Origin of the sequence: Caldimonas brevitalea (assembly GCF_001017435.1) — a bacterium.
In the GTDB taxonomy this organism is placed as follows: Bacteria; Pseudomonadota; Gammaproteobacteria; order Burkholderiales; family Burkholderiaceae_C; genus Caldimonas; species Caldimonas brevitalea.
Window position 1 is genome coordinate 1,127,358 of the sequence record NZ_CP011371.1, and the last position, 18,412, is coordinate 1,145,769.

General features: G+C 68.1%; 18 protein-coding genes. 10 read left to right on the forward strand and 8 right to left on the reverse strand.

Annotated features, from left to right (window positions below; translation table 11 throughout):
• The first annotated feature begins 11 nt into the window (after positions 1–11).
• Positions 12–746 (forward strand): amino acid ABC transporter ATP-binding protein, encoded by a 735-nt coding sequence (locus AAW51_RS04980; RefSeq protein ID WP_047193714.1) that lies wholly within the window; start codon positions 12–14, stop codon positions 744–746.
• A 118-nt stretch (positions 747–864) separates the two neighbouring features.
• On the opposite strand, the gene AAW51_RS04985 is transcribed toward AAW51_RS04980, so the two are convergent.
• From AAW51_RS04985 to AAW51_RS05000, 4 genes are all read right to left on the reverse strand, one after another.
• Complete coding sequence (locus AAW51_RS04985; RefSeq protein WP_047193715.1) at positions 865–1,542, reverse strand: hypothetical protein; 678 nt, start codon at positions 1,540–1,542, stop codon at positions 865–867.
• Between the two features lie 128 nt (positions 1,543–1,670).
• Positions 1,671–2,021: a TA system antitoxin ParD family protein gene (locus AAW51_RS04990; RefSeq protein ID WP_047193716.1), complete on the reverse strand. Its 351-nt coding sequence runs from the start codon at positions 2,019–2,021 to the stop codon at positions 1,671–1,673.
• Between the two features lie 203 nt (positions 2,022–2,224).
• On the reverse strand, positions 2,225–3,304 hold the full coding sequence (locus AAW51_RS04995; RefSeq protein WP_047193717.1) for an asparaginase: 1,080 nt from the start codon (positions 3,302–3,304) through the stop codon (positions 2,225–2,227).
• A 234-nt stretch (positions 3,305–3,538) separates the two neighbouring features.
• A complete protein-coding gene (locus tag AAW51_RS05000; RefSeq protein WP_047193718.1) occupies positions 3,539–4,318 on the reverse strand; it encodes an IclR family transcriptional regulator domain-containing protein in 780 nt (259 codons plus the stop codon).
• 497 nt (positions 4,319–4,815) lie between these two features.
• On the opposite strand from AAW51_RS05000, the gene AAW51_RS05005 reads away from it, so the two are divergent.
• Positions 4,816–5,652 carry an IclR family transcriptional regulator gene (locus AAW51_RS05005; protein WP_047197434.1) on the forward strand — a complete coding sequence of 279 codons (837 nt, stop codon included), beginning with the start codon at positions 4,816–4,818 and terminating at the stop codon, positions 5,650–5,652.
• Between the two features lie 34 nt (positions 5,653–5,686).
• On the opposite strand, the gene AAW51_RS05010 is transcribed toward AAW51_RS05005, so the two are convergent.
• Positions 5,687–6,505 carry an IclR family transcriptional regulator gene (locus AAW51_RS05010; RefSeq protein WP_047193719.1) on the reverse strand — a complete coding sequence of 273 codons (819 nt, stop codon included), beginning with the start codon at positions 6,503–6,505 and terminating at the stop codon, positions 5,687–5,689.
• A gap of 201 nt (positions 6,506–6,706) precedes the next feature.
• On the opposite strand from AAW51_RS05010, the gene hmgA reads away from it, so the two are divergent.
• Genes hmgA through AAW51_RS05035 form a run of 5 tightly spaced genes read left to right on the forward strand, consistent with a single transcriptional unit; the run spans position 6,707 to position 12,298 of the window.
• Positions 6,707–8,011, forward strand: a complete 1,305-nt coding sequence (gene hmgA, locus AAW51_RS05015; RefSeq protein WP_047193720.1) for a homogentisate 1,2-dioxygenase — start codon at positions 6,707–6,709, stop codon at positions 8,009–8,011.
• 2 nt (positions 8,012–8,013) lie between these two features.
• Complete coding sequence (gene fahA / locus AAW51_RS05020; protein ID WP_047193721.1) at positions 8,014–9,330, forward strand: fumarylacetoacetase; 1,317 nt, start codon at positions 8,014–8,016, stop codon at positions 9,328–9,330.
• 26 nt (positions 9,331–9,356) lie between these two features.
• On the forward strand, positions 9,357–10,400 hold the full coding sequence (locus AAW51_RS05025) for a TRAP transporter substrate-binding protein (protein WP_053013353.1): 1,044 nt from the start codon (positions 9,357–9,359) through the stop codon (positions 10,398–10,400).
• Positions 10,401–10,437: 37 nt separating this feature from the next.
• Positions 10,438–10,917 (forward strand): TRAP transporter small permease, encoded by a 480-nt coding sequence (locus AAW51_RS05030; protein ID WP_238947764.1) that lies wholly within the window; start codon positions 10,438–10,440, stop codon positions 10,915–10,917.
• Positions 10,918–10,975: 58 nt separating this feature from the next.
• Entirely contained in the window at positions 10,976–12,298 is a 1,323-nt protein-coding gene (locus AAW51_RS05035) for a TRAP transporter large permease (RefSeq protein WP_047193723.1), read from the forward strand.
• Between the two features lie 39 nt (positions 12,299–12,337).
• On the opposite strand, the gene AAW51_RS05040 is transcribed toward AAW51_RS05035, so the two are convergent.
• Positions 12,338–12,535 carry a heavy-metal-associated domain-containing protein gene (locus AAW51_RS05040; RefSeq protein WP_047193724.1) on the reverse strand — a complete coding sequence of 66 codons (198 nt, stop codon included), beginning with the start codon at positions 12,533–12,535 and terminating at the stop codon, positions 12,338–12,340.
• 84 nt (positions 12,536–12,619) lie between these two features.
• The gene (locus tag AAW51_RS05045; protein WP_083438088.1) at positions 12,620–13,093 is read right to left on the reverse strand and encodes an Lrp/AsnC family transcriptional regulator; all 474 of its coding nucleotides are present in this window, start codon (positions 13,091–13,093) and stop codon (positions 12,620–12,622) included.
• 127 nt (positions 13,094–13,220) lie between these two features.
• Here AAW51_RS05045 and rocD point away from each other — a divergent pair, with 127 nt between their 5' ends.
• Positions 13,221–14,465, forward strand: a complete 1,245-nt coding sequence (gene rocD / locus AAW51_RS05050; protein WP_047193725.1) for an ornithine--oxo-acid transaminase — start codon at positions 13,221–13,223, stop codon at positions 14,463–14,465.
• A gap of 51 nt (positions 14,466–14,516) precedes the next feature.
• Here the strand turns inward: rocD and AAW51_RS05055 are convergent, their stop codons facing one another.
• Positions 14,517–16,226: a SulP family inorganic anion transporter gene (locus tag AAW51_RS05055; RefSeq protein WP_083438655.1), complete on the reverse strand. Its 1,710-nt coding sequence runs from the start codon at positions 16,224–16,226 to the stop codon at positions 14,517–14,519.
• Positions 16,227–16,423: 197 nt separating this feature from the next.
• Here AAW51_RS05055 and AAW51_RS05060 point away from each other — a divergent pair, with 197 nt between their 5' ends.
• Both AAW51_RS05060 and AAW51_RS05065 read left to right on the forward strand, forming a co-directional pair.
• Positions 16,424–17,419 (forward strand): 2-dehydropantoate 2-reductase, encoded by a 996-nt coding sequence (locus AAW51_RS05060; protein ID WP_238947765.1) that lies wholly within the window; start codon positions 16,424–16,426, stop codon positions 17,417–17,419.
• Positions 17,420–17,445: 26 nt separating this feature from the next.
• Positions 17,446–18,114 carry a hypothetical protein gene (locus AAW51_RS05065; protein WP_157359621.1) on the forward strand — a complete coding sequence of 223 codons (669 nt, stop codon included), beginning with the start codon at positions 17,446–17,448 and terminating at the stop codon, positions 18,112–18,114.
• Positions 18,115–18,412: the final 298 nt, after the last annotated feature.

Consider the following 18,412-nt stretch of genomic DNA (forward strand, 5'->3'; position numbering starts at 1 on the left):
ACATGTCGGCAATGATCGAAATCAAGAACGTCAGCAAGTGGTACGGTTCGTTCCAGGTGCTGACCGATTGCACCACCAGCGTCCAGAAGGGCGAGGTCGTCGTGGTGTGCGGGCCGTCGGGCTCGGGCAAGTCCACGCTGATCAAGACGGTGAACGCACTCGAGCCGTTCCAGAAGGGCGACATCCTGGTCGAGGGGGTGTCGGTGGGCAACCCCAAGACCGATCTGCCCAAGCTGCGCTCGCGGGTGGGCATGGTGTTCCAGCACTTCGAGCTGTTCCCGCACCTGAGCGTGACCGAAAACCTGACGCTGGCGCAGATGAAGGTGCTGGGCCGCAGCAAGAGCGACGCGATCGCGCGGGGCCTGAAATATCTCGAGCGCGTGGGCCTGTCGGCGCACAAGGACAAGTTCCCCGGCCAGCTCTCCGGCGGTCAGCAGCAGCGCGTCGCGATTGCCCGCGCGCTCAGCATGGACCCGATCGTGATGCTGTTCGACGAGCCCACCTCGGCCCTCGACCCTGAGATGGTCGGCGAAGTGCTCGACGTGATGGTGCAACTGGCCCAGGAAGGCATGACCATGATGTGCGTGACCCACGAAATGGGCTTCGCGCGCAAGGTCAGCCACCGCGTCATCTTCATGGACCAGGGCAAGATCATCGAGGACTGCCGCAAGGAAGAATTCTTCGGCAACCCCGACGCGCGCTCGCCGCGCGCGAAAGACTTTTTGTCGAAGATCCTGCAGCACTGATCAAGGGTGCACGGGACGCGCGAGGGGCCTGAAAAGGCCCTTTTCGCTTTCTGTGGCCGTTGTCGTTTTGGCGCTGACGATCAGCTCTTCTGCGGGCTGCGACAGCTTTCTTGTGGGCTCATCCTGCCGGCGCGGGTCTTCTCTTTGCGCCGCGCCGTTTTTCAAGTGCCGCCTGGACGTTCTGCAACTGCTTCTCGTGCAGCGGCGCTGCCTTTCTCAGTGCAGAGAGGTCGATCGCCTCCAGCACTTCGATCTGGTGGTCCCGAAGCAGGTTGCGTCCGGGCCTGCTATGAGCCAGCGTGTAGATACCTTGTAGGCGGTGCCCGAGGCGCTCTGGCTGTTCTTGGTCGTTGGCGGCGAGTTGCAGAAGCGCCGCTTTGGCCACCTCGATCGCCCATCGTGCCTGGGTCAGCACATGCGGTCCCTTGTCTTGGAGAAGGCCCGCGGCATTCTGAACCCGTGACTCTAGAACGTCGAACGGATCCATGACCCGGAATTGAGTGCCGTTGTGCCACTTCACACGCACGCTCCCGGCGATGACCCGCTTGGTGAACTCGGAAGACTTTCTGAGTCCGCTGACCGTGTAGAGCAGGCGAAGGACGTCGATGTTCCGCTCCTTCCCGCCTGCGGTCGGCAGGCGAAGCTGGGCAACGATGGCACCGCGCGACGCCGGCGCAGGCTGACGACATTTTGCCCGGAGCAACAGGGCAAGCTCGTGTGCTCGAGCCGCGGTACCGAGAACATCTCCATCGTTGGAGATCACGGCCCCCTCGGCCCGAATGCCGAAGCGGTCCATCCAAAAGGCGAGGGCTTATCCCCCCACCAGAATCATGTCCGGTCCCAAATTGGACAGAAAACAGTCGATCGTCTGAGGGTCGAGCGGCGCCTCGTCAAGAGCGAGCTTGGGCTTCGTCCCCATGCTCTTCAATACGGGGACCCTACCAACTTGGCGGCTTTCGCTTTGCCGCCTGCAAACCAGCTCATTTGATCGTTCGAGGCTCGCCGGGCTGTGACCGCTTCGAGGTCCTGACTTTGCTGCGCGCGCTTGAACGACCAGAGCTCTTGTTCACTCGCTGGAGACAATGACGCCGAGCTCGCCTGGTGACTGCGCAGCATCTCTACGACGTCCGTCACCGTCAGGCCGGCTGCCTCGACGGCTGCCCCAAGTCGCGCCCAGTGCTCCACCTGTTGCGCGGCGGACCGGGATACCACTTCGCCGTGTGCCCGGGCCCGTTCAAACAGCTCGGTGTGGATGCGGATGGACTTGGAAGACATAAGCACTGTGGCAATTTGCATCAGATTACCACCGCTCAGTCTCCCATGCTGAACGAGCCCACCGCCGGCCCACCGCGCCGTCTGATCGCACCGCGGGGTACTGACACATGCAAGGGCGCGCGTTGCGGCGCGGTTGCGCCGTCAGCGGGGCGGGCGCCTGCTCGCGGACCCGACGCTGGGCAACCGCACTGCGAGCACCGCGTTCAGTACTCCCAGAACATGCGTTGCAGCTCCTTGGCGTCGCGTGTCTTGGTCAAGGCCAGCGCCGCCAGGATCTTTGCCTTCTGCGGGTTCAGGTCGTGCGCGACCACCCAGTCGTAGCGGTCGTCCGGCTGCTCGGAGTTGCGCAGCACGAAGCCGTCGCCCACCCGGGAGGAGCGCACGATGTGCAGGCCCTGCGAGCGCAGCGCCTTCAGCATGTCCACCGCGTAGTTCGGCACCGAGCCGTTGCCGGTGCCCGCGTGCACGATGGCCTGCGCGCCGGCCTTGGCCGCGGCCTGGTACAACTCGGGGCTCATGCTGCCTGAGCCGTAGACGATGTGGACGGCGGGCAGGGCGGTGACGGCGTCGATGTCGAACTCCGACGCGGTGGTGTGCCGCTTCACCGGCGACCTGAACCAGAAGGTCTTGCCTTCGACCACCATGCCCAGCGGTCCCCACTGGCTGTAGAAGGCGTTGGTCTGGATGTTGACCCGCTTGGTGACATCGCGGCCGGAGTGGATCTGGTCGTTCATCACCACCAGCGTGCCCTTGCCGCGTGCCTCGGGGCTGCCCGCCACCACCACCGCGTTGTAGAGGTTGAGCATGCCGTCGGCCGACATCGAGGTGCCGGGGCGCATCGAGCCGACCAGCACGATGGGCTTGTCGGTCTTGACGACCAGGTTCAGGAAGAATGAGGTCTCTTCCAGCGTGTCGGTGCCGTGGGTGATCACGATGCCGTCCAAGGCCGGGTTCTTCGCCAGTGACGAGACGCGCCGCGCCAACTCGACCAGTTGTTCATTGGTGAAGCTTTCAGACGCGATCTGGAACGCCTGCTCGCCGCGCACCTGCGCCACCTGGGCCAGCTCGGGAATGCCCGCGATCAGCTTGTCGACCGGCACCTTGGCCGCCTGGTAGGTGGCGCTGTTCGTGGCCGATGCGCCGGCCCCTGCGATGGTGCCGCCGGTGGCGACGATCACCACCTGCGGCTTGCGGGCGGCCTGTGCCCACAGCGCGCCGCTGCCGAGCGCCAGCGCGACGGACAGCAGGGATTGCGAGAGGATCTGCACGAGTCTTGGGGTCATGGTGTCTCCTGTTGTTGTGGATCTGCATGCCCTGCTGCATCCGAGCAGGGCAAGGGCCGGCATTCTAGAAATGCGCGCGCAGGCCGTCATTGCCGCTTTTGGCAGGCGGCATGCACAAGATTCATAACCTGTGCGAGGGCTGAAACCTGCGGACGGAGCGGGGTGATGGCGGCTCGCCCGCGTGCACAACGCGGTACCGCGCCCACCCGGCGTGCCGCTCGCGGCGAGGGTGAACTACAGCAGGTTGCGGATCTGCGCCTGCGCCTGCAGCAGGGCGGGCAGGCAGCGCTCTTGCAATTCGGTCACCGACATGCGGGCGGCATGCACGCTGACGTTGATCGCGGCAACCGTGTCTCCGCGCAGGTTCTTCAGCGGCACCGACAGCGTACGCAGGCCGGGCTCCAGCTCCTGGTCGACCGTGGCATAGCCGAGGGCCCGCGCCCGCGCGATCTCGACGCGCAGGCGTTCCTTGCTCGTCACGGTGTGGCTGGTCAACGGATGCAAGGTCTGATGTTCGAGCCAGGCGTCGACACGCTCCGGCGGCAGCGCGGCCAGCAGCACCCGGCCGTTGGCGGTGCAATAGGCCGGCACCCGAGTGCCGGGCGCCAGGTGGGTGGACACGAGCCGGCCGGCGGTGGTGGCCGCCACACAGATCACATCGTTGGCGTCGAGCACACCGGCCGCGGACGCTTCCTGCAGGGTCTGCGCGAGCTTGTGCAGCTGAGGGTGGACGATGCGCGGCAGCCGGGCCGAGTGCATGTACGACTGGCCCAGCCGCAGCACCTTGGGCGCCAGCGAGAACATGCGGCCGTCGTATGACACATAGCCAAGCTGGGTCAGGGTCAGCAGGTAGCGCCGCGCGGCGGCACGCGTGAGCCCGGTGCGCGTGGCCACCTCGGTCATCGACAGCCGGGACTGGGGCTGATCGAAGGCTTCGATGACCGCCAGGCCCTTTTCGAGCCCGGCGATGAAATCGCGCTTTTGTATCGTGAAAGACGTGTTGTGCGCATCCATCGTGACCGACCACCTCATGCTGCGGTTTGCCGTGTGCGAGCGGAAACATCCGCATCCGGCGGTTTGCGCCGCCAGGCGCACAAACCGCGTGTCGCGGCGGGCAATATAGCCGAGTTTCGGGCAATCGTTCGCTTGACACACAAATGTGCGGGATGCGAACGGTGCCGGCTTTGACAAGCGCTTTCACGCTCGCCCTAGGGCCGGCGGCTCGTGACGGGGCCCGCCGCTGCGCTGTCCTGGGCCCGCCAAGTTCTGCCGAACGCCCAGCCGCGTTCCTCGCTGTCGCACACCGGACTGGCCGTGGGCCCGGATGCCGCCGATCATCAGAGTAGTGCCGTCCGGCACGTCGGCTAGCGCCGGGCGCGCTGACGTGGGAATCTTGCGCACCTGATCTGTCCTATCGGGCCAGACGGGCGATGAGCGTGTTCGGACATGCACAAGAGTTCGCGTACCGAACGCGGGTTGAAGATGAGAACCAGCGAAGGCAGTGCAGCGTGATCCCCAACCCTTCCGTGGAGCAAGAGGGCCCCGAGCCGGGCGAAACAGCGGGCGACGCTGGTGAGCGCCCTGAGCCGGGCGACAGCTATGTGCAGTCGTTTGCGCGCGGCTTGTCGGTGGTGCGCAGCTTCAGCGCCGCGGCACCGGCGCAGACCATCACCGAAGTGGCCCAGCGCGCTGGCCTCACCCGTGCCGGGGCGCGGCGCATTCTGCACACGATGCAGCATCTGGGCTATGTCGAGACCGAAGGCCGGTTGTTCCGGCTGACGCCCAAGATCCTCGACCTCGGCTTCGCCTATCTCAGTTCGCTGCCGCTGTGGAACCTCGCGCAGCCGGTGATGGAAGATCTGGTGCAAGACGTCAAGGAATCGTGTTCGGCAGCGGTCCTGGACGGCCCGGACATCGTCTACGTGTTGCGGGTGCCGACCCACAAGATCATGGCGATCAACCTCGGGGTCGGCAGCCGACTGCCGGCCTATTGCACCTCGATGGGCCGGGTGCTGCTGGCCGGCCTGTCGCCCGAGCGGCTCGACGCCTGCCTCGCGCGCAGCGAGTTGAAGCCGCGCACCTCGAAGACGCTGACCGACCCCGAGCGGCTGCGTGAGGCGGTGGCGCAGGTGGGTCAACAGGGCTGGGCGCTGGTGGCCGAAGAACTGGAAGAAGGGCTGGTGTCGCTCGCGGCGCCGATCCGCGGCCGGCATGGCGAGGTGGCCGCGGCGATCAACATCAGCGGTCAGTCTCGTCACACCCCACCCGACGTGATGCTGGAGCGGTTTCTGCCGAAGTTGCTCGATGCGGCCGCCCGTATCAGCGGCATGATCGGCTACCAGCCCTGACGCACGAGCAGCAGGTCTGGCGGCCCCGGGGGGCTCATGCAGAGCCGCCGAGACGCCGCCCGATCGCACCCGCGCATTGCCGCAGGGCTTGCGCGATCGGCCCTTCCCAGCGCGTGTCGAAAGTGCCTGACGGCCCAATTGCGGTGACGGCCAGCACCATCGCGCCGGTGTGGTCGAACACGGGCGCCGACATCGCGCTGATGCCCTCGATCACCGCGCCTTCCGAACGGCTCATGCGGTGCGCGCGGACCTCGTCGAGTTGCGGCGCGAACGCCTCCCAGGTGGGCAGGGCGGATGCGACCGGCGCTACCGCGCCGGCACGCTCGCGTTCCCACGCTTCGCGCCGTCGCTCTTCGTCGAGCACGGCACGCACCTTGTCGGTGGGCAGATAGGCGGCAAACAAGCGCCCCGAGGCGGTGTCGGTCACCGATACGACGGTGCCATGCCGCATGTTGACATGCACGGGCGTCGGCGATTCCTCCAGCCGCACCACCGTCGGCCCGCGCGTGCCCCACACGGCGATGGCCACGCTGTGCCCGATCTGCTGTGCAAGGTCGGCGATCAAGGGTGTCGCGACGCGCACCGGGTCGGCCTGCTGCAGGCTGATCAAACCGAGTTGCAGGGCCAGCGGACCGAGCCCATAGTGGCCGCTGAGGCGGTCCTGTTCGATCAGGCCCAGCTTGCCGAAACTCACCAGATAGGGGTGGGCTTTGGCGGGGGCCATGCCGGCGGCGCGGGCCAGGTCCTTCAGTGCCATCGCCCGGCCCTGGTGCGCCAGGGCCAGCAGCAGCTGGCCGCCGACCTCGATGCTCTGGATGCCGCGCCGGTCCTTGTCGTGCTTGTCGTCTTCCACTGGATGCTTTGGGTTGTCGCGGTTCGTGGTTTTCCCTCACGCGGGCCTGCAGGCGGCACGGCATTAGACATTAGCAAATGGATTTACTAAGATCAACCTAGCGTTTGTTTTCGTCGAACGGTTTTGCTTTTGTCTAATTGCCGGGCGGCCATCTGGCCCCCGGCGCCCGCATCTTCGCCACCTCGACCTCGCAGGCTCATCATGACCGTCACGCCCCTGTCCTACCAGAGCGGGTTCGGCAACGAGTTCGCCACCGAAGCGTTGCCGGGCGCGCTGCCCCAAGGCCGCAACAGTCCGCAGCGCGCGCCCTACGACCTCTACCCCGAGCTGATCTCGGGCACCGCCTTCACGGCGCCGCGTACCGTCAATCGGCGCAGCTGGCTCTACCGCTGCCGCCCCTCGGTGGTGGCAGGCCGCTACCGCGCGTATGCGCGACCGTGGTGGCGCAGCGGGGCCGGCGCCGGTGCCGGTGGGCCGGTGGCGCCCGAGCCGCTGCGCTGGCACCCGTTTCCCATCCCCGACGAGCCGCTGGATTTCATCGACGGCCTGCGCACGCTCGTGGCCAACGGCGATGTCGAGATGCAGACCGGCATGGCGGCGCATGTCTACCTCGCCAACCGCTCGATGCAAGGTCGCGCGCTTGTCAATGCCGACGGTGAGATGCTGCTGGTGCCGCAGCAGGGGCGCTTGTTCATCACGACCGAGCTGGGCGTGCTCGACGTGAAGCCCGGCGAGATCGTGGTGGTGCCGCGCGGCATCGTGTTCAAGGTCGACCTGCCGGACGGGCCGTCGCGCGGCTATGTCTGCGAGAACTACGGCGCCTTCTTCCGGCTGCCCGAGCTGGGCCCGATCGGCTCCAACGGCCTGGCCAATGCGCGCGATTTCCAGACCCCGGTGGCGGCCTACGAACGCGGCGAGGTGAGCTACGAGCTGGTCAAGAAGTTCGGCGGCGCGTTGTGGTCGGCGCCGATGTCGCACAGCCCCTTCAACGTGGTGGCCTGGCACGGCAACCTGGCGCCGTACAAGTACGACACGGCCAATTTCATGACGATAGGCTCGATCAGCCACGACCATCCCGATCCGTCGATCTTCACGGTGCTGACCTCGCCCTCGGACACACCCGGCACGGCCAACTGCGACTTCGTGATCTTCCCGCCGCGCTGGCTGGTGGCCGAAGACACGTTCCGCCCGCCCTGGTACCACCGCAACCTGATGAGCGAGTTCATGGGGCTGGTCTATGGCCAGTACGACGCCAAGCCCGAAGGCTTCAAGCCGGGGGGGGCGTCGCTGCACAACTGCATGGTGCCGCACGGGCCCGACACCGAGGCCTTCGAAAAGGCCAGCCAGGCCGAACTGCAGCCGCACAAGCTCGAGCACACACTGGCCTTCATGTTCGAGAGCCGCTGGCGGTTCGTGCCGACCGACTACGCGCTGACGGGCGGAGCGCTCGACACCAACTACGCGGAATGCTGGCAGGGCCTGGCACAGCGTTTCAAGGAGATATGAGGATGTACACCCTCGACGAAACCCACGACCCGGACCGCACCAGCTGGGTCGGCAGCGCCAACGCGCCGGACACCGACTTCCCGATCCAGAACCTGCCGATCGGCGTGTTCCGTCGGCGCGGCAGCGCCGAACGCTGGCGCCCCGGCGTGGCGATCGGCGACCAAGTGGTGGATCTGTTCGCCGCGCGCGACGCGCAGCTGTTGCCGGCGGACGTCGCGGCATCGCTTGCCGGCTGCGAGCACGGCGAACTGAACACCTTCATGGCACGCGGTGCGCCGGCACGTGCCTTCTTGCGGCGCGCCTTGTCGGAGGCGCTGCGCAGCGGCAGCCCGGAGCAGGCCGCGCTGTCGCCATGCCTCGTGCCGCAGGCCGAGATCGAGCATGCGCTGCCCTGCCGCATCGGCGACTACACCGACTTCTACACCGGCATTCACCACGCCACCGCCGTCGGCAAGCTGTTCCGTCCCGACAACCCGCTGCTGCCCAACTACAAGTGGGTGCCGATTGGCTACCACGGCCGCTCGTCGTCGATCGGCGTCAGTGGCCAGCAGTTCCGGCGCCCGGTCGGCCAGACCAAGGGGGCCGGCGAGGTGCCGGAGTTCGGCCCGTCCCGGCGGCTCGACTACGAGCTGGAGGTGGGCGCACTGGTGGGCTGCGGCAACGAGCCGGGCGAGGCGATCGAGATCGAGCGGGCCGAATCGCATCTGTTCGGGCTGGTGCTGCTGAACGACTGGTCCGCGCGCGACCTGCAGGCCTGGGAGTACCAACCGCTCGGGCCCTTCCTGGCCAAGAACTTCGCCACCACGATCTCGCCCTGGATCGTCACGATGGAGGCGCTGGCGCCGTTCCGCAGCGCCTGGACCCGCGACGTCGCCGACCCCCAACCCTTGCCCTATCTCGACAGTGCCGACAACCGCCGCCAGGGCGCGGTGGACCTGAGGCTCGAGGTGTGGCTGCAGACGGCGGCGATGCGCGAGGCCGGGTTGCCGCCCGAGCGCCTGATGGCGTCCAACTTCCGCGACGCCTACTGGACCCTCGCGCAAATGGTGGCCCACCACAGCGTCAACGGCTGCAACCTGATGCCGGGCGACCTGCTCGGCTCGGGCACGCAGTCCGGGCCCGGCGAAGGCGAGGGCGGTTCGCTGCTGGAACTGTCGCGCGGCGGCCAGACGCCGGTGCGGTTGTCGAACGGAGAAACACGCACCTTCCTGGCCGACGGGGATACTGTGCTGCTGCGGGCGCGCTGCGAGCGCGACGGCTTTCGGCGCATCGGCTTTGGCGACTGCGCCGGCACGGTGCTGCCAGCCCGCGTGCGCTGACGACCAGACGAGGGAGACACACGCGTATGAAGACGAGGCTCATCCGACGAGGCTGCGCACTGTTGCTGCTGCTGCTCGCCGCGGGCCTGATGGGGTCGGCCCAGGCCCAGCAGGTCACGCTCAAGGTGCACCACTTCTGGAACCCGCAGGCCATGCCGCCCACGCGCATCCTCAAGCCCTGGTGCGACCGCATCGCGGCCGAGTCGAACCAGCGCCTGAAGTGCCAGGTGTTCCCCGCGATGCAGCTCGGCGGCACACCGGCCCAACTGATCGACCAAGCCAAGGACGGTGTGGTCGACATCGTGTTCACGTTGCCCGGCTACACGGCCGGGCGCTTCCCGGTGATGGAGGTGTTCGAGCTGCCCTTCATGACCCACTCGGCCGAAGCAGGTGCCCGGGCCGCCTGGGACTTCCATGCGAAGTACGCCCAGAGAGAATTCGGCGGGCTGAAGCCGCTGCTGTTCAGCCTGCACGACGAAGGTTATCTGCACACGCGCGACAAGCCGGTCAAGACCCTGGCCGACCTGAAAGGCCTGAAGCTGCGCGCACCGACGCGCATGACCAACAAGCTGCTCGCCACCTTGGGTGCGACCCCGGTGGCGATGCCGCTGCCCGCCGTCGCCGAGGCGGTCAACAAGGGCGTGATCGACGGCTTCCTGCTGCCCTGGGAGGTCATGCCTTCGGTCAAGTTGCAGGAGATGGTGAAGTTCCATGCCGAAACCGATCCGGCCCGTCCGGCCTTGTACTCCGCCTTGTTCGTGCTGGCGATGAACGCCGCCAAATACCAGAGCCTGCCGCCCGACCTGAAGGCGGTGATCGACCGCAACAGCGGCGCTGGCCTGTCGGCCCAAGCCGGCAAGGCCTGGGACGAGAGCCAGGCGGTGGGGCGCCTGCCGGCCGTCGAGCGTGGCAACCGCTTGCACACGATCCCTGCGACAGAGATCGATCAGTGGATCGAGGCGTCGGCGCCGCTGTACGCCGAGTGGGTGGCCGGCATGAACAAGCTGGGTCTGCCGGGCCAGCAGATGCTGCAGGACGCGCGCGATCTGCTGGCGAAGTACAAGAAGTGACGGGTGGGCTGAACCGGGCAGGGCGATGGCGGCCTTGATGCACCGCACGGCCCTGGTGTTCGCACTCGCCGGTGGTGGGGCCGCTTGCGCGGTGGCCTTGCTCACCACGGCGAGCATCGTCGGGCGGGTGGGGTGGTCGGCGCCGATCGCCGGCGACGTCGAGCTGACGCAGTTCGGCACCGCGCTGTGCATCTCGTTGTGCCTGCCGTGGTGCCAGCTGCGTAGTGCCAACATCATCGTCGACTTCTTCACCGCGCGCGCCAGCTCACGGGTGCAACGGCGTCTCGACGCCCTCGGGGCGCTGCTGCTGTCGGTCATGATGGCCCTGCTCGCGTGGCGCACGGCGGCGGGTGCGGTCGCGGTGCGGGAGGCCCACGAGACCTCGATGATCCTCGGCCTGCCGATGTGGGCCGTCTATGCCGTGCTCGCACCTGGCTTCGCGCTCACCGTGGTGGTGGCGTTGCGGCAGGCGTGGGCGGCGTGGCGGGGGCAGACGTGGCCCGAGGTGAGCGCATGAGCCGCCGCCCGGCCGCCCGAAGGGGCTCGCACCGCAGTGCGCAGCACGGAGGTTGTTGATGAGTGGCGGTGCGATCGGTGTTGTCATGTTGGCCGCCATGCTCGCCCTGATGGCGCTGCGCGTGCCGATCGCCGCGGCGATGTTCATCCCCGGTGCGGCGGGGTATTGGGCGATGACCAGCGACCTCGCGCTGCTCAACATGCTCAAAGGCTCCGCCGTCGCGCGGCTGACCGTGTACGACCTGTCGGTGATCCCGCTGTTTCTGCTGATGGGGCAGTTCGCCACTCAGGGCGGTCTGTCGCGCGCCTTGTTCGACGCGGCGGCGGCCTGGGTCGGCCACATCCGCGGCGGTCTGGCGATGGCGGCCATCCTCGCGGCCACCGCCTTCGGGGCCGTCTGCGGTTCGTCGGTGGCCACCTCGGCGACGATCGCGCAGGTGGCCTATCCCGAGATGAAGGCGCACGGTTATGCGGGCCGACTGTCCACGGGTGTGCTGGCCACCGGCGGGTCGCTGGGCATCCTGATTCCGCCGTCGGTGCCGCTGGTGGTGTATGCCATCCTGACCGAGCAGAACATCGCCAAGCTGTTCGCCGCGGCGCTGGTGCCCGGGCTGATCGCCGCGTTCGGCTACCTGGGCGTGATCGCGGTGTACTGCCGCGTACGCCCCGGGCTGGCGCCCCCGTCGGCACCGCTGCCGTGGGCGCAACGGTGGCGCGCGCTGGTCCACGTGTGGCCGATCGCCGGGGTGTTCGCCGTCGTGTTCGGCGGCATCTACGGTGGCTGGTTCACGCCCACCGAGGGTGCGTCGATCGGCGCCTTCGCGACCTTGGGTGTCGGCATCGCCCGGCGTGAGCTGGGCTGGCGAGGCCTGCGGCGGGCCTTCCTCGGTACCGCCGAAACGTCGGCGATGGTCTTCATGATCTTCCTCGGCGCCGACATGATGAACACCGCGCTGGCGCTGACGCAGATGCCGGCCGAACTGGCAGCCTGGGTGGCGGCGCTGCCGGTGGCGCCGCTCGTCATCGTGGCCTGCGTGCTGGCGTTCTACGTCGCGCTGGGCAGCGTGATGGACGAGCTGTCGATGGTGCTGCTGACCATCCCGGTGCTGTTTCCCGCCGTGATGGGGTTGGAGCTGTGGGGGCTCGGCCCGCAGGACAAGGCGATCTGGTTCGGCATCCTGGTGTTGACGGTGGTGCAGATCGGGTTGGTCGCGCCCCCGGTCGGGCTCAACGTCTATGTCGTCAACAGCGTCTGCCAGGACGTGCCGATGGGCGAGACCTACCGCGGTGTGCTGCCCTTCATCGCCAGCGACCTGGCGCGCGTGACGCTGCTGCTGTTCGTGCCCGCACTGAGCCTGGGCCTGGTCGGGTGGTGGTTCTGACGCAAGGGCCCTGGTGTCAGGCCCTGCCGGGGCGCGGGGTCAAGGCGCGACGCGAAAACCCTCGTCGACGATGGCCCGTGTCAAGGTGTCGCGCGACTGTGTGCTGTCGACCTCGACCTTACCTTGCGCCAGATCGACCTGGACGCGGGCCTCGGGGTCGACCTGTTTCAGGGCTTGCGTGACAACCCGCACGCAGTGGTCGCAGCTCATGCCGCTGACCTGGAAGCTCTGGTTCATTGTGTCTCCTTCACATCTTCGTGAACGCAGTATCGCGACGCGCGACTCGCATCGCTCGGGGCCCTGAGAAGGCCCCGCGCTGCGCTAGACATCCACCGGCAACGGCGCCGGCGGCTTGATCTCTTCCATGCAGATCATCGAGCGCACGTCGTCCACGCCGGGCACCTGCATCAGCCGGTCGGTCAGGAACTGCGACAGCGACTTGAGGTCGCGCGCGACCACCTTCATCAGGTAGTCGTGGTCGCCCGAGACGCAGTGGCATTCGATGATCTCGGGGAAAGAGCGCAGCACCTGCTCCAACTCGCGCACGCGGCCGAAGTGCTCGCGGTCGATGTTGAGGTTGACGTAGGCCATCACCGCGTAGCCGAGCGACTCGCGGGTGACCTGCGCGGTGTAGCCGCGGATCACACCCCGTTCCTCCAGCGCGCGCACCCGCCGTAAACACTGGGGCGGCGACAGGTGCACCCGCTGCGACAGGTCGACGTTGGAGGCCCGGCCGTCCTGCTGCAGCACTTGCAGGATGCGGCGGTCCAGCGCGTCCAGATGCATTTCGGTCATCGCGTTTCCTTCGTCAAGATGCAAGATTATTTCGTTAAGAGCTGATCTTGCAAAACAAGTGGAAGCCAAATTTCGTCCGGGTGCGCCTACAGTGTGTCGATTCCCACAAACTCAGTAGAGGGCACCGATGAGCCACACGACCCCCGTCTGCGCCTCGGGCGCGATCGCGCTGGAAGACCGCTATGGCGCACACAACTACCACCCGCTGCCGGTGGTGCTGGTGCGCGGCGAAGGTGTCCATCTCTGGGACGAGCAGGGCCGGCGCTATCTGGACATGATGTCGGCCTATTCCGCCGTCAGCTTCGGCCACAGCCGGCCCGAGCTGGTGCAGGTGCTGGTCGAACAGGCACAGCGGCTCGCGATCACCTCGCGCGCCTATCACACCGACCGGCTCGGCCCGTTTCTCGAAAAGCTGTGCCAGCTGACCGGGCTCGACCGGGCGCTGCCGATGAACACCGGCGCCGAGGCGGTCGAAACCGCGATCAAGGCGGTGCGCAAATGGGGCTACAAGGTCAAGGGTGTGGCCGAAGGGCAGGCGCAGATCATCGTGCCGGCCGGCAACTTCGCCGGCCGCACCACCACCATCGTCGGCTTCTCGAGCGAAGCGCAGTACCGCGACGGCTTCGGCCCGTTCGCGCCGGGCTTCGTGCAGGTCCCCTATGGCGACATCGCCGCGCTCGAGCACGCCATCACGCCGCAGACGGTGGCGTTTTTCGTCGAGCCCATCCAGGGGGAGGCCGGCATCATCGTGCCGCCGGCCGGTTATCTGCGCGCGGCGCGCGAGCTGTGTGACCGCCACCGCGTGCTGCTGGTGTGCGACGAAGTGCAGACCGGCCTTGGGCGCACCGGCCGCATCCTCGCCTGCCATCACGAAGGTGTGCAGCCCGATGCGGTGACGCTCGGTAAGGCACTGGGCGGCGGCTTGCTGCCGGTGTCGGCCTTCGTCGCGCGGGCCGACGTGATGGCCCAGTTCACCCCGGGCGACCATGGCAGCACCTTCGGCGGCAACCCGCTCAGCGCGGCGGTGGGTCTGGCGGCCTTGCAGCTGCTGGAACGCGAGCGGCTGTCGGAGCAGGCCGAACGGCAGGGGCAGTATCTGCGCGAGCGGCTGCTGGCGCTGGGCCATCCGGCCATCACCGATGTGCGCGGCAAGGGCCTGCTGGTCGGCGTCGAGATCGACCGCCGCTATGCCAGTGCGCGGGCGGTCTGCGAAGCGCTGATGCACGAAGGTGTGTTGAGCAAGGACACCCACGACACCGTGGTGCGCCTGGCGCCACCGCTGGTGGTGACGGCCGCGCAGATCGACGAGGCGGTCGAGGCACTGCAGCGCGCCTTGCGTTCGGTCGAGCCCGAGCGGCGCCTGGCGGCCTGAGGGGCGCCTTCGCGCGGCGGCTTCCCTTGCTGCACGCGCGTGGCGCCGGTGTCAGGCGTCGGGCTCCTTCGCCGGCGGCGCCGGCTCGAACGGCGCCGTCTCGCATTCCCAGAACACCCGCGCTCGGCACGCCGCGCAGACGCGCGGATCGAGCTGTTGGAAGATGGCGGCGATGGCCGAGCGCTTGTCGGGGAAGATGTGGTCGCGCCCGAGCTGCTCGATGAAGCCGGTGCGCTCCCACATCTGCACCACCGCCGGGCGCGGCCGGTGGAAATAGAGGTCGCCGCCGGCGGCCCGGCGTGCCCTCAGCTCGGTCTCCCACACCTCGGCGCCGGCCACGTCGATGAAGTTCATGCTCTTGCTCATCACCAGCAGATGGCGCGGCGCGTCGGGCTGCGCGCGCAAGCCGTGCAAGGTGTCGGCCACGTGCTGCGCCGCGCCGAAATAGACCGAGCCCTCCATGCGCAGCAACTTCAGTTGCGGACACTCGGGCAGCGCGTCGGGGTTGCCGTCGACCACCGCGAAATGCCGCTCGGGCGCCATTGTGTCGAAGCCCATCGTGCGCATCGCCGGCTTGGAGGTGCGGTACAGGTAGCTGACCAGCGACAAGATGGTGCCGAACAGGATCGCGGTTTCCAGCCGCACCGTCAGTGTCGCGACGAAGGTGGCGAGCGCGATGTAGAACTCGGTGCGGTCGGTGCTTGCCAGGCGTTGCCAGCGGCCGAGGTCGAGCAGGCTCCAGGCCACCAGCAGCAGCAGGCCGCCGATGCCGGCGAGCGGGATGTAGGCCACCAGCGGCGCGGCCACCGCCAGCAGGCCCAGCAGCAGCACCGCCGAGAACACCGACGCGAGCGGTGTGCGGGCACCGGCCTCGAGATTGGGCAGCGAGCGGTTCAGCGACCCGCACGCGACGTACGACGAAAACAAGCCGCCCACCAGATTGGCCAGCCCCTGACCCAGGAACTCGCGGTTGGGGTCGAGCCGTTGCCCCGAGCGGGCCGCAACGAATTTGGCGATCGAGATCGATTGGCCCAGGGCCACGATGGTCAGCGCGAAGGCCAGGCCCACCAGTTCGGGCAGCAGCTGCCAGTCGACGTCGGGCACGTGGAAGGGCGGCCAGGCCGAGCTGAGACGGCCCACCGACTGCACCCGCCAGGGACCGCCTTGGTGGTTCAACAGCGCGGCGAGCAGCGTCGCGCACGCCAGGCCGATCAGCATCGCCGGCCAGCGCGGCCGCAGCCGTCGCACCGCCAACGTCGCCGCGACGCAGACGGCACCGACCGACAGCGCCCCGAGATGGGTGTCGTCCCAGTGGCGTGCCAGGTAGGCCAGCACGGCGGCCGCCTGGCTCCCGGCGTCGCGGCCCATGCCGAGCATGTCCTTGAGCGCGTGCACGGCGATCAACATCCCGGCGCCCGCGGTGAAGCCCAGCAAGGCGGCCGGCGAGATGAAGTTGGCGATGGCCCCGAGCCGCAGCACGGCGATCGACGTTTGCAGCAGGCCGACCAGCAAGGTCATCGCGAGGGCCAGCTCGATGTAGCGGGCACTGCCGGGCACGGCCAGCGGCGACAACATCGCGAACAGGGCCAGCGAGATGGCGTTGGTGGGGCCCGTGGCGACATGCCAGCTGGAACCGAACAAGGCCGCCACCGCGCACGGCAGGATGGCGGCGTACAGACCATATTGCGGCGGCAGCCCGGCCAGCGTCGCGAAGGCCACGCCCTGGGGCAGCACCAGCAGTGCGCCGAGCAGTCCGGCCATCGCGTCGGCGCGCAGCGTCGCGGGACTCACCTGGCGCACCCACTCGCCCCACCACCGGGTTGGCAGGGACGGGGCGGAAACGGGGGTGGCAGGCAAGGTGGTGGTGGGAGCAGAAACGAACGGCAGTCGATGATAGCGGCGGCCCGCTGCAGTAAGCTGCCCGCCTTCGGGCACTGCGAGCGAGACACGAGATGGCGATGAACGGTGTGAAGGTCTGCGTCTATGGCGCGGGGGCGATCGGCGGCTTTATCGGTGCCCGGTTGGCCGCACGTGGCGCGGCGGTCAGTGCCATCGCGCGGGGCGCCAATGCCGAAGCCTTGCGACAGCATGGTTGGCGGTTGCAGACGGCCGCCGGCCTCGAGCAGGCGCCGGTGCAGGCGGTGGCCGAAGACGCGGCGCAACTCGGGCCGCAAGACCTGGTCGTGGTGGCCGTCAAAGGCCATGCCTTGGCGAGCGTGGCGCGCGGCATCGCCCCATTGCTCGCCGCACACACCGTGGTGCTGATGGCGATGAACGGCGTGCCCTGGTGGTTCTTCGACCACTTCGGCGGGCCTTGCGCCGGCGTGCGGCTGGAGGCTGTCGACCCGGGCGGCCACATCCGCGCGGCCCTGCCCACCGAACACGTGATCGGCTGCGTGGTGCACGCCACGTGCTCGATGCCGGCGCCCGGCCTGGTGCACCACGGCTTCGGGCAGCGGTTGATCGTCGGCGAGCCGGCCGGCGGCATCAGCGCACGGCTGGAGGCGCTGGCGGGCCTGCTGCGCAATGCCGGCTTCGAGGTCGAGGTGTCGAGCTGCATCCAGCAGGACATTTGGTACAAGCTGTGGGGCAACATGACGATGAACCCCATCTCGGCCCTGACCGGTGCGACCTGCGACCTGATCCTCGGCGACGCGCTGGTGCGGCGCTACTGCCTCGAGATGATGGCCGAAGCGCGGCGTGTGGGGGAGCGCATCGGCTGCCGCATCGAGCAAAGCGGGGAAGACCGCCTTGCGGTGGCTGGCAAGCTGGGGGCCTTCAAGACCTCGATGCTGCAGGATGTGGAAGCCGGCCGCCCGATCGAACTCGACCCGCTGCTCACGGTGGTGCACGAGATCGCCGCCCGGCTCGGCGAGCCCACGCCGCAACTCGACGCCCTGCTCGGGCTGGTGCGCTTGCAGGCGCGTGTGCGAGGCTTGTACCCGCCCTCGTGAAGAGGCGTGCCGCAGGTGCGCACCCGTTGCAACTGCCGCCCTTGTTTCCCCCACCGCACGCTCTGGAACACGGGTTGCTGCCCATCCAGCAAGAGGGTTCGCTGGGCAACGATCTGATGATGAAAGGACGTGCGATGAACGAGCAAGGATGGACTTCCTCACAAGGGCGGGGCCAGCCGCAAACGGGTGGCATGCACGACGGCCGCCACGACCGCAGGATGGACCAAGACGCCGAGCGCCAGCCGCAGAGCAGCTTCGGGCAAGGCGGCATGGAGGCCTCGTGGATGGCCACCTCGTCGCCACCGGGGGCCGGCCCCGGACCGATGACCGACGAGGCGGGGGCAGTGGGCCACTATGGGCCCGGCTACAGCGACCCGCGCCGCCACTTCGGCGGTGGCTCCGTGACCGAGCAGCACCACGATCATTACGACCCCGATTACCACCAGTGGCGCAACGAGCAGATGCGGTTGCTGGACGACGACTACCAGGCATGGCGCCGAGAGCGCGACCAGCGTCACTTCAGTGAGTTCGACGAGTGGCGCCGGGCCCGCCGCGCAGGCATGACCGGCGGCGACGCGGCCGGCGAGCGCCCCCGCCCCGAAGGTGCGATCGGCCCGCGGGGCGGCGGCGTTTCGATCACCGGCGAGGGCATGAGCCCGAGCCAGTCGGGCAGCGCCGACCTCAGCAGCAACTGAGGCCTCGCCACCTTGCGCCCCGGCGTCCGAAGGGCCGGCCAGGCCCGCCCTTCGGACAACGGGCCGCCGCAGGCGCATCGATCATGCGCCGTGCCCTGACCCTGGTCGCGGCGAGCGGCAGCGGGGTCTTCCAGGCCCTGCGTCCGTCGGCCGCGCCTCTCCCACATGTCCTTCACGGCGTCGCAGACCCGCTGATGCTTGCAGGCAGTAGCGCTTCCTGTTCAAATCGGTTTATTGCAGGTTTTTGCAAGATTATGCGGGGTTGTTATGTCGACCGGTCCGTTGGAATGTCAGCGCG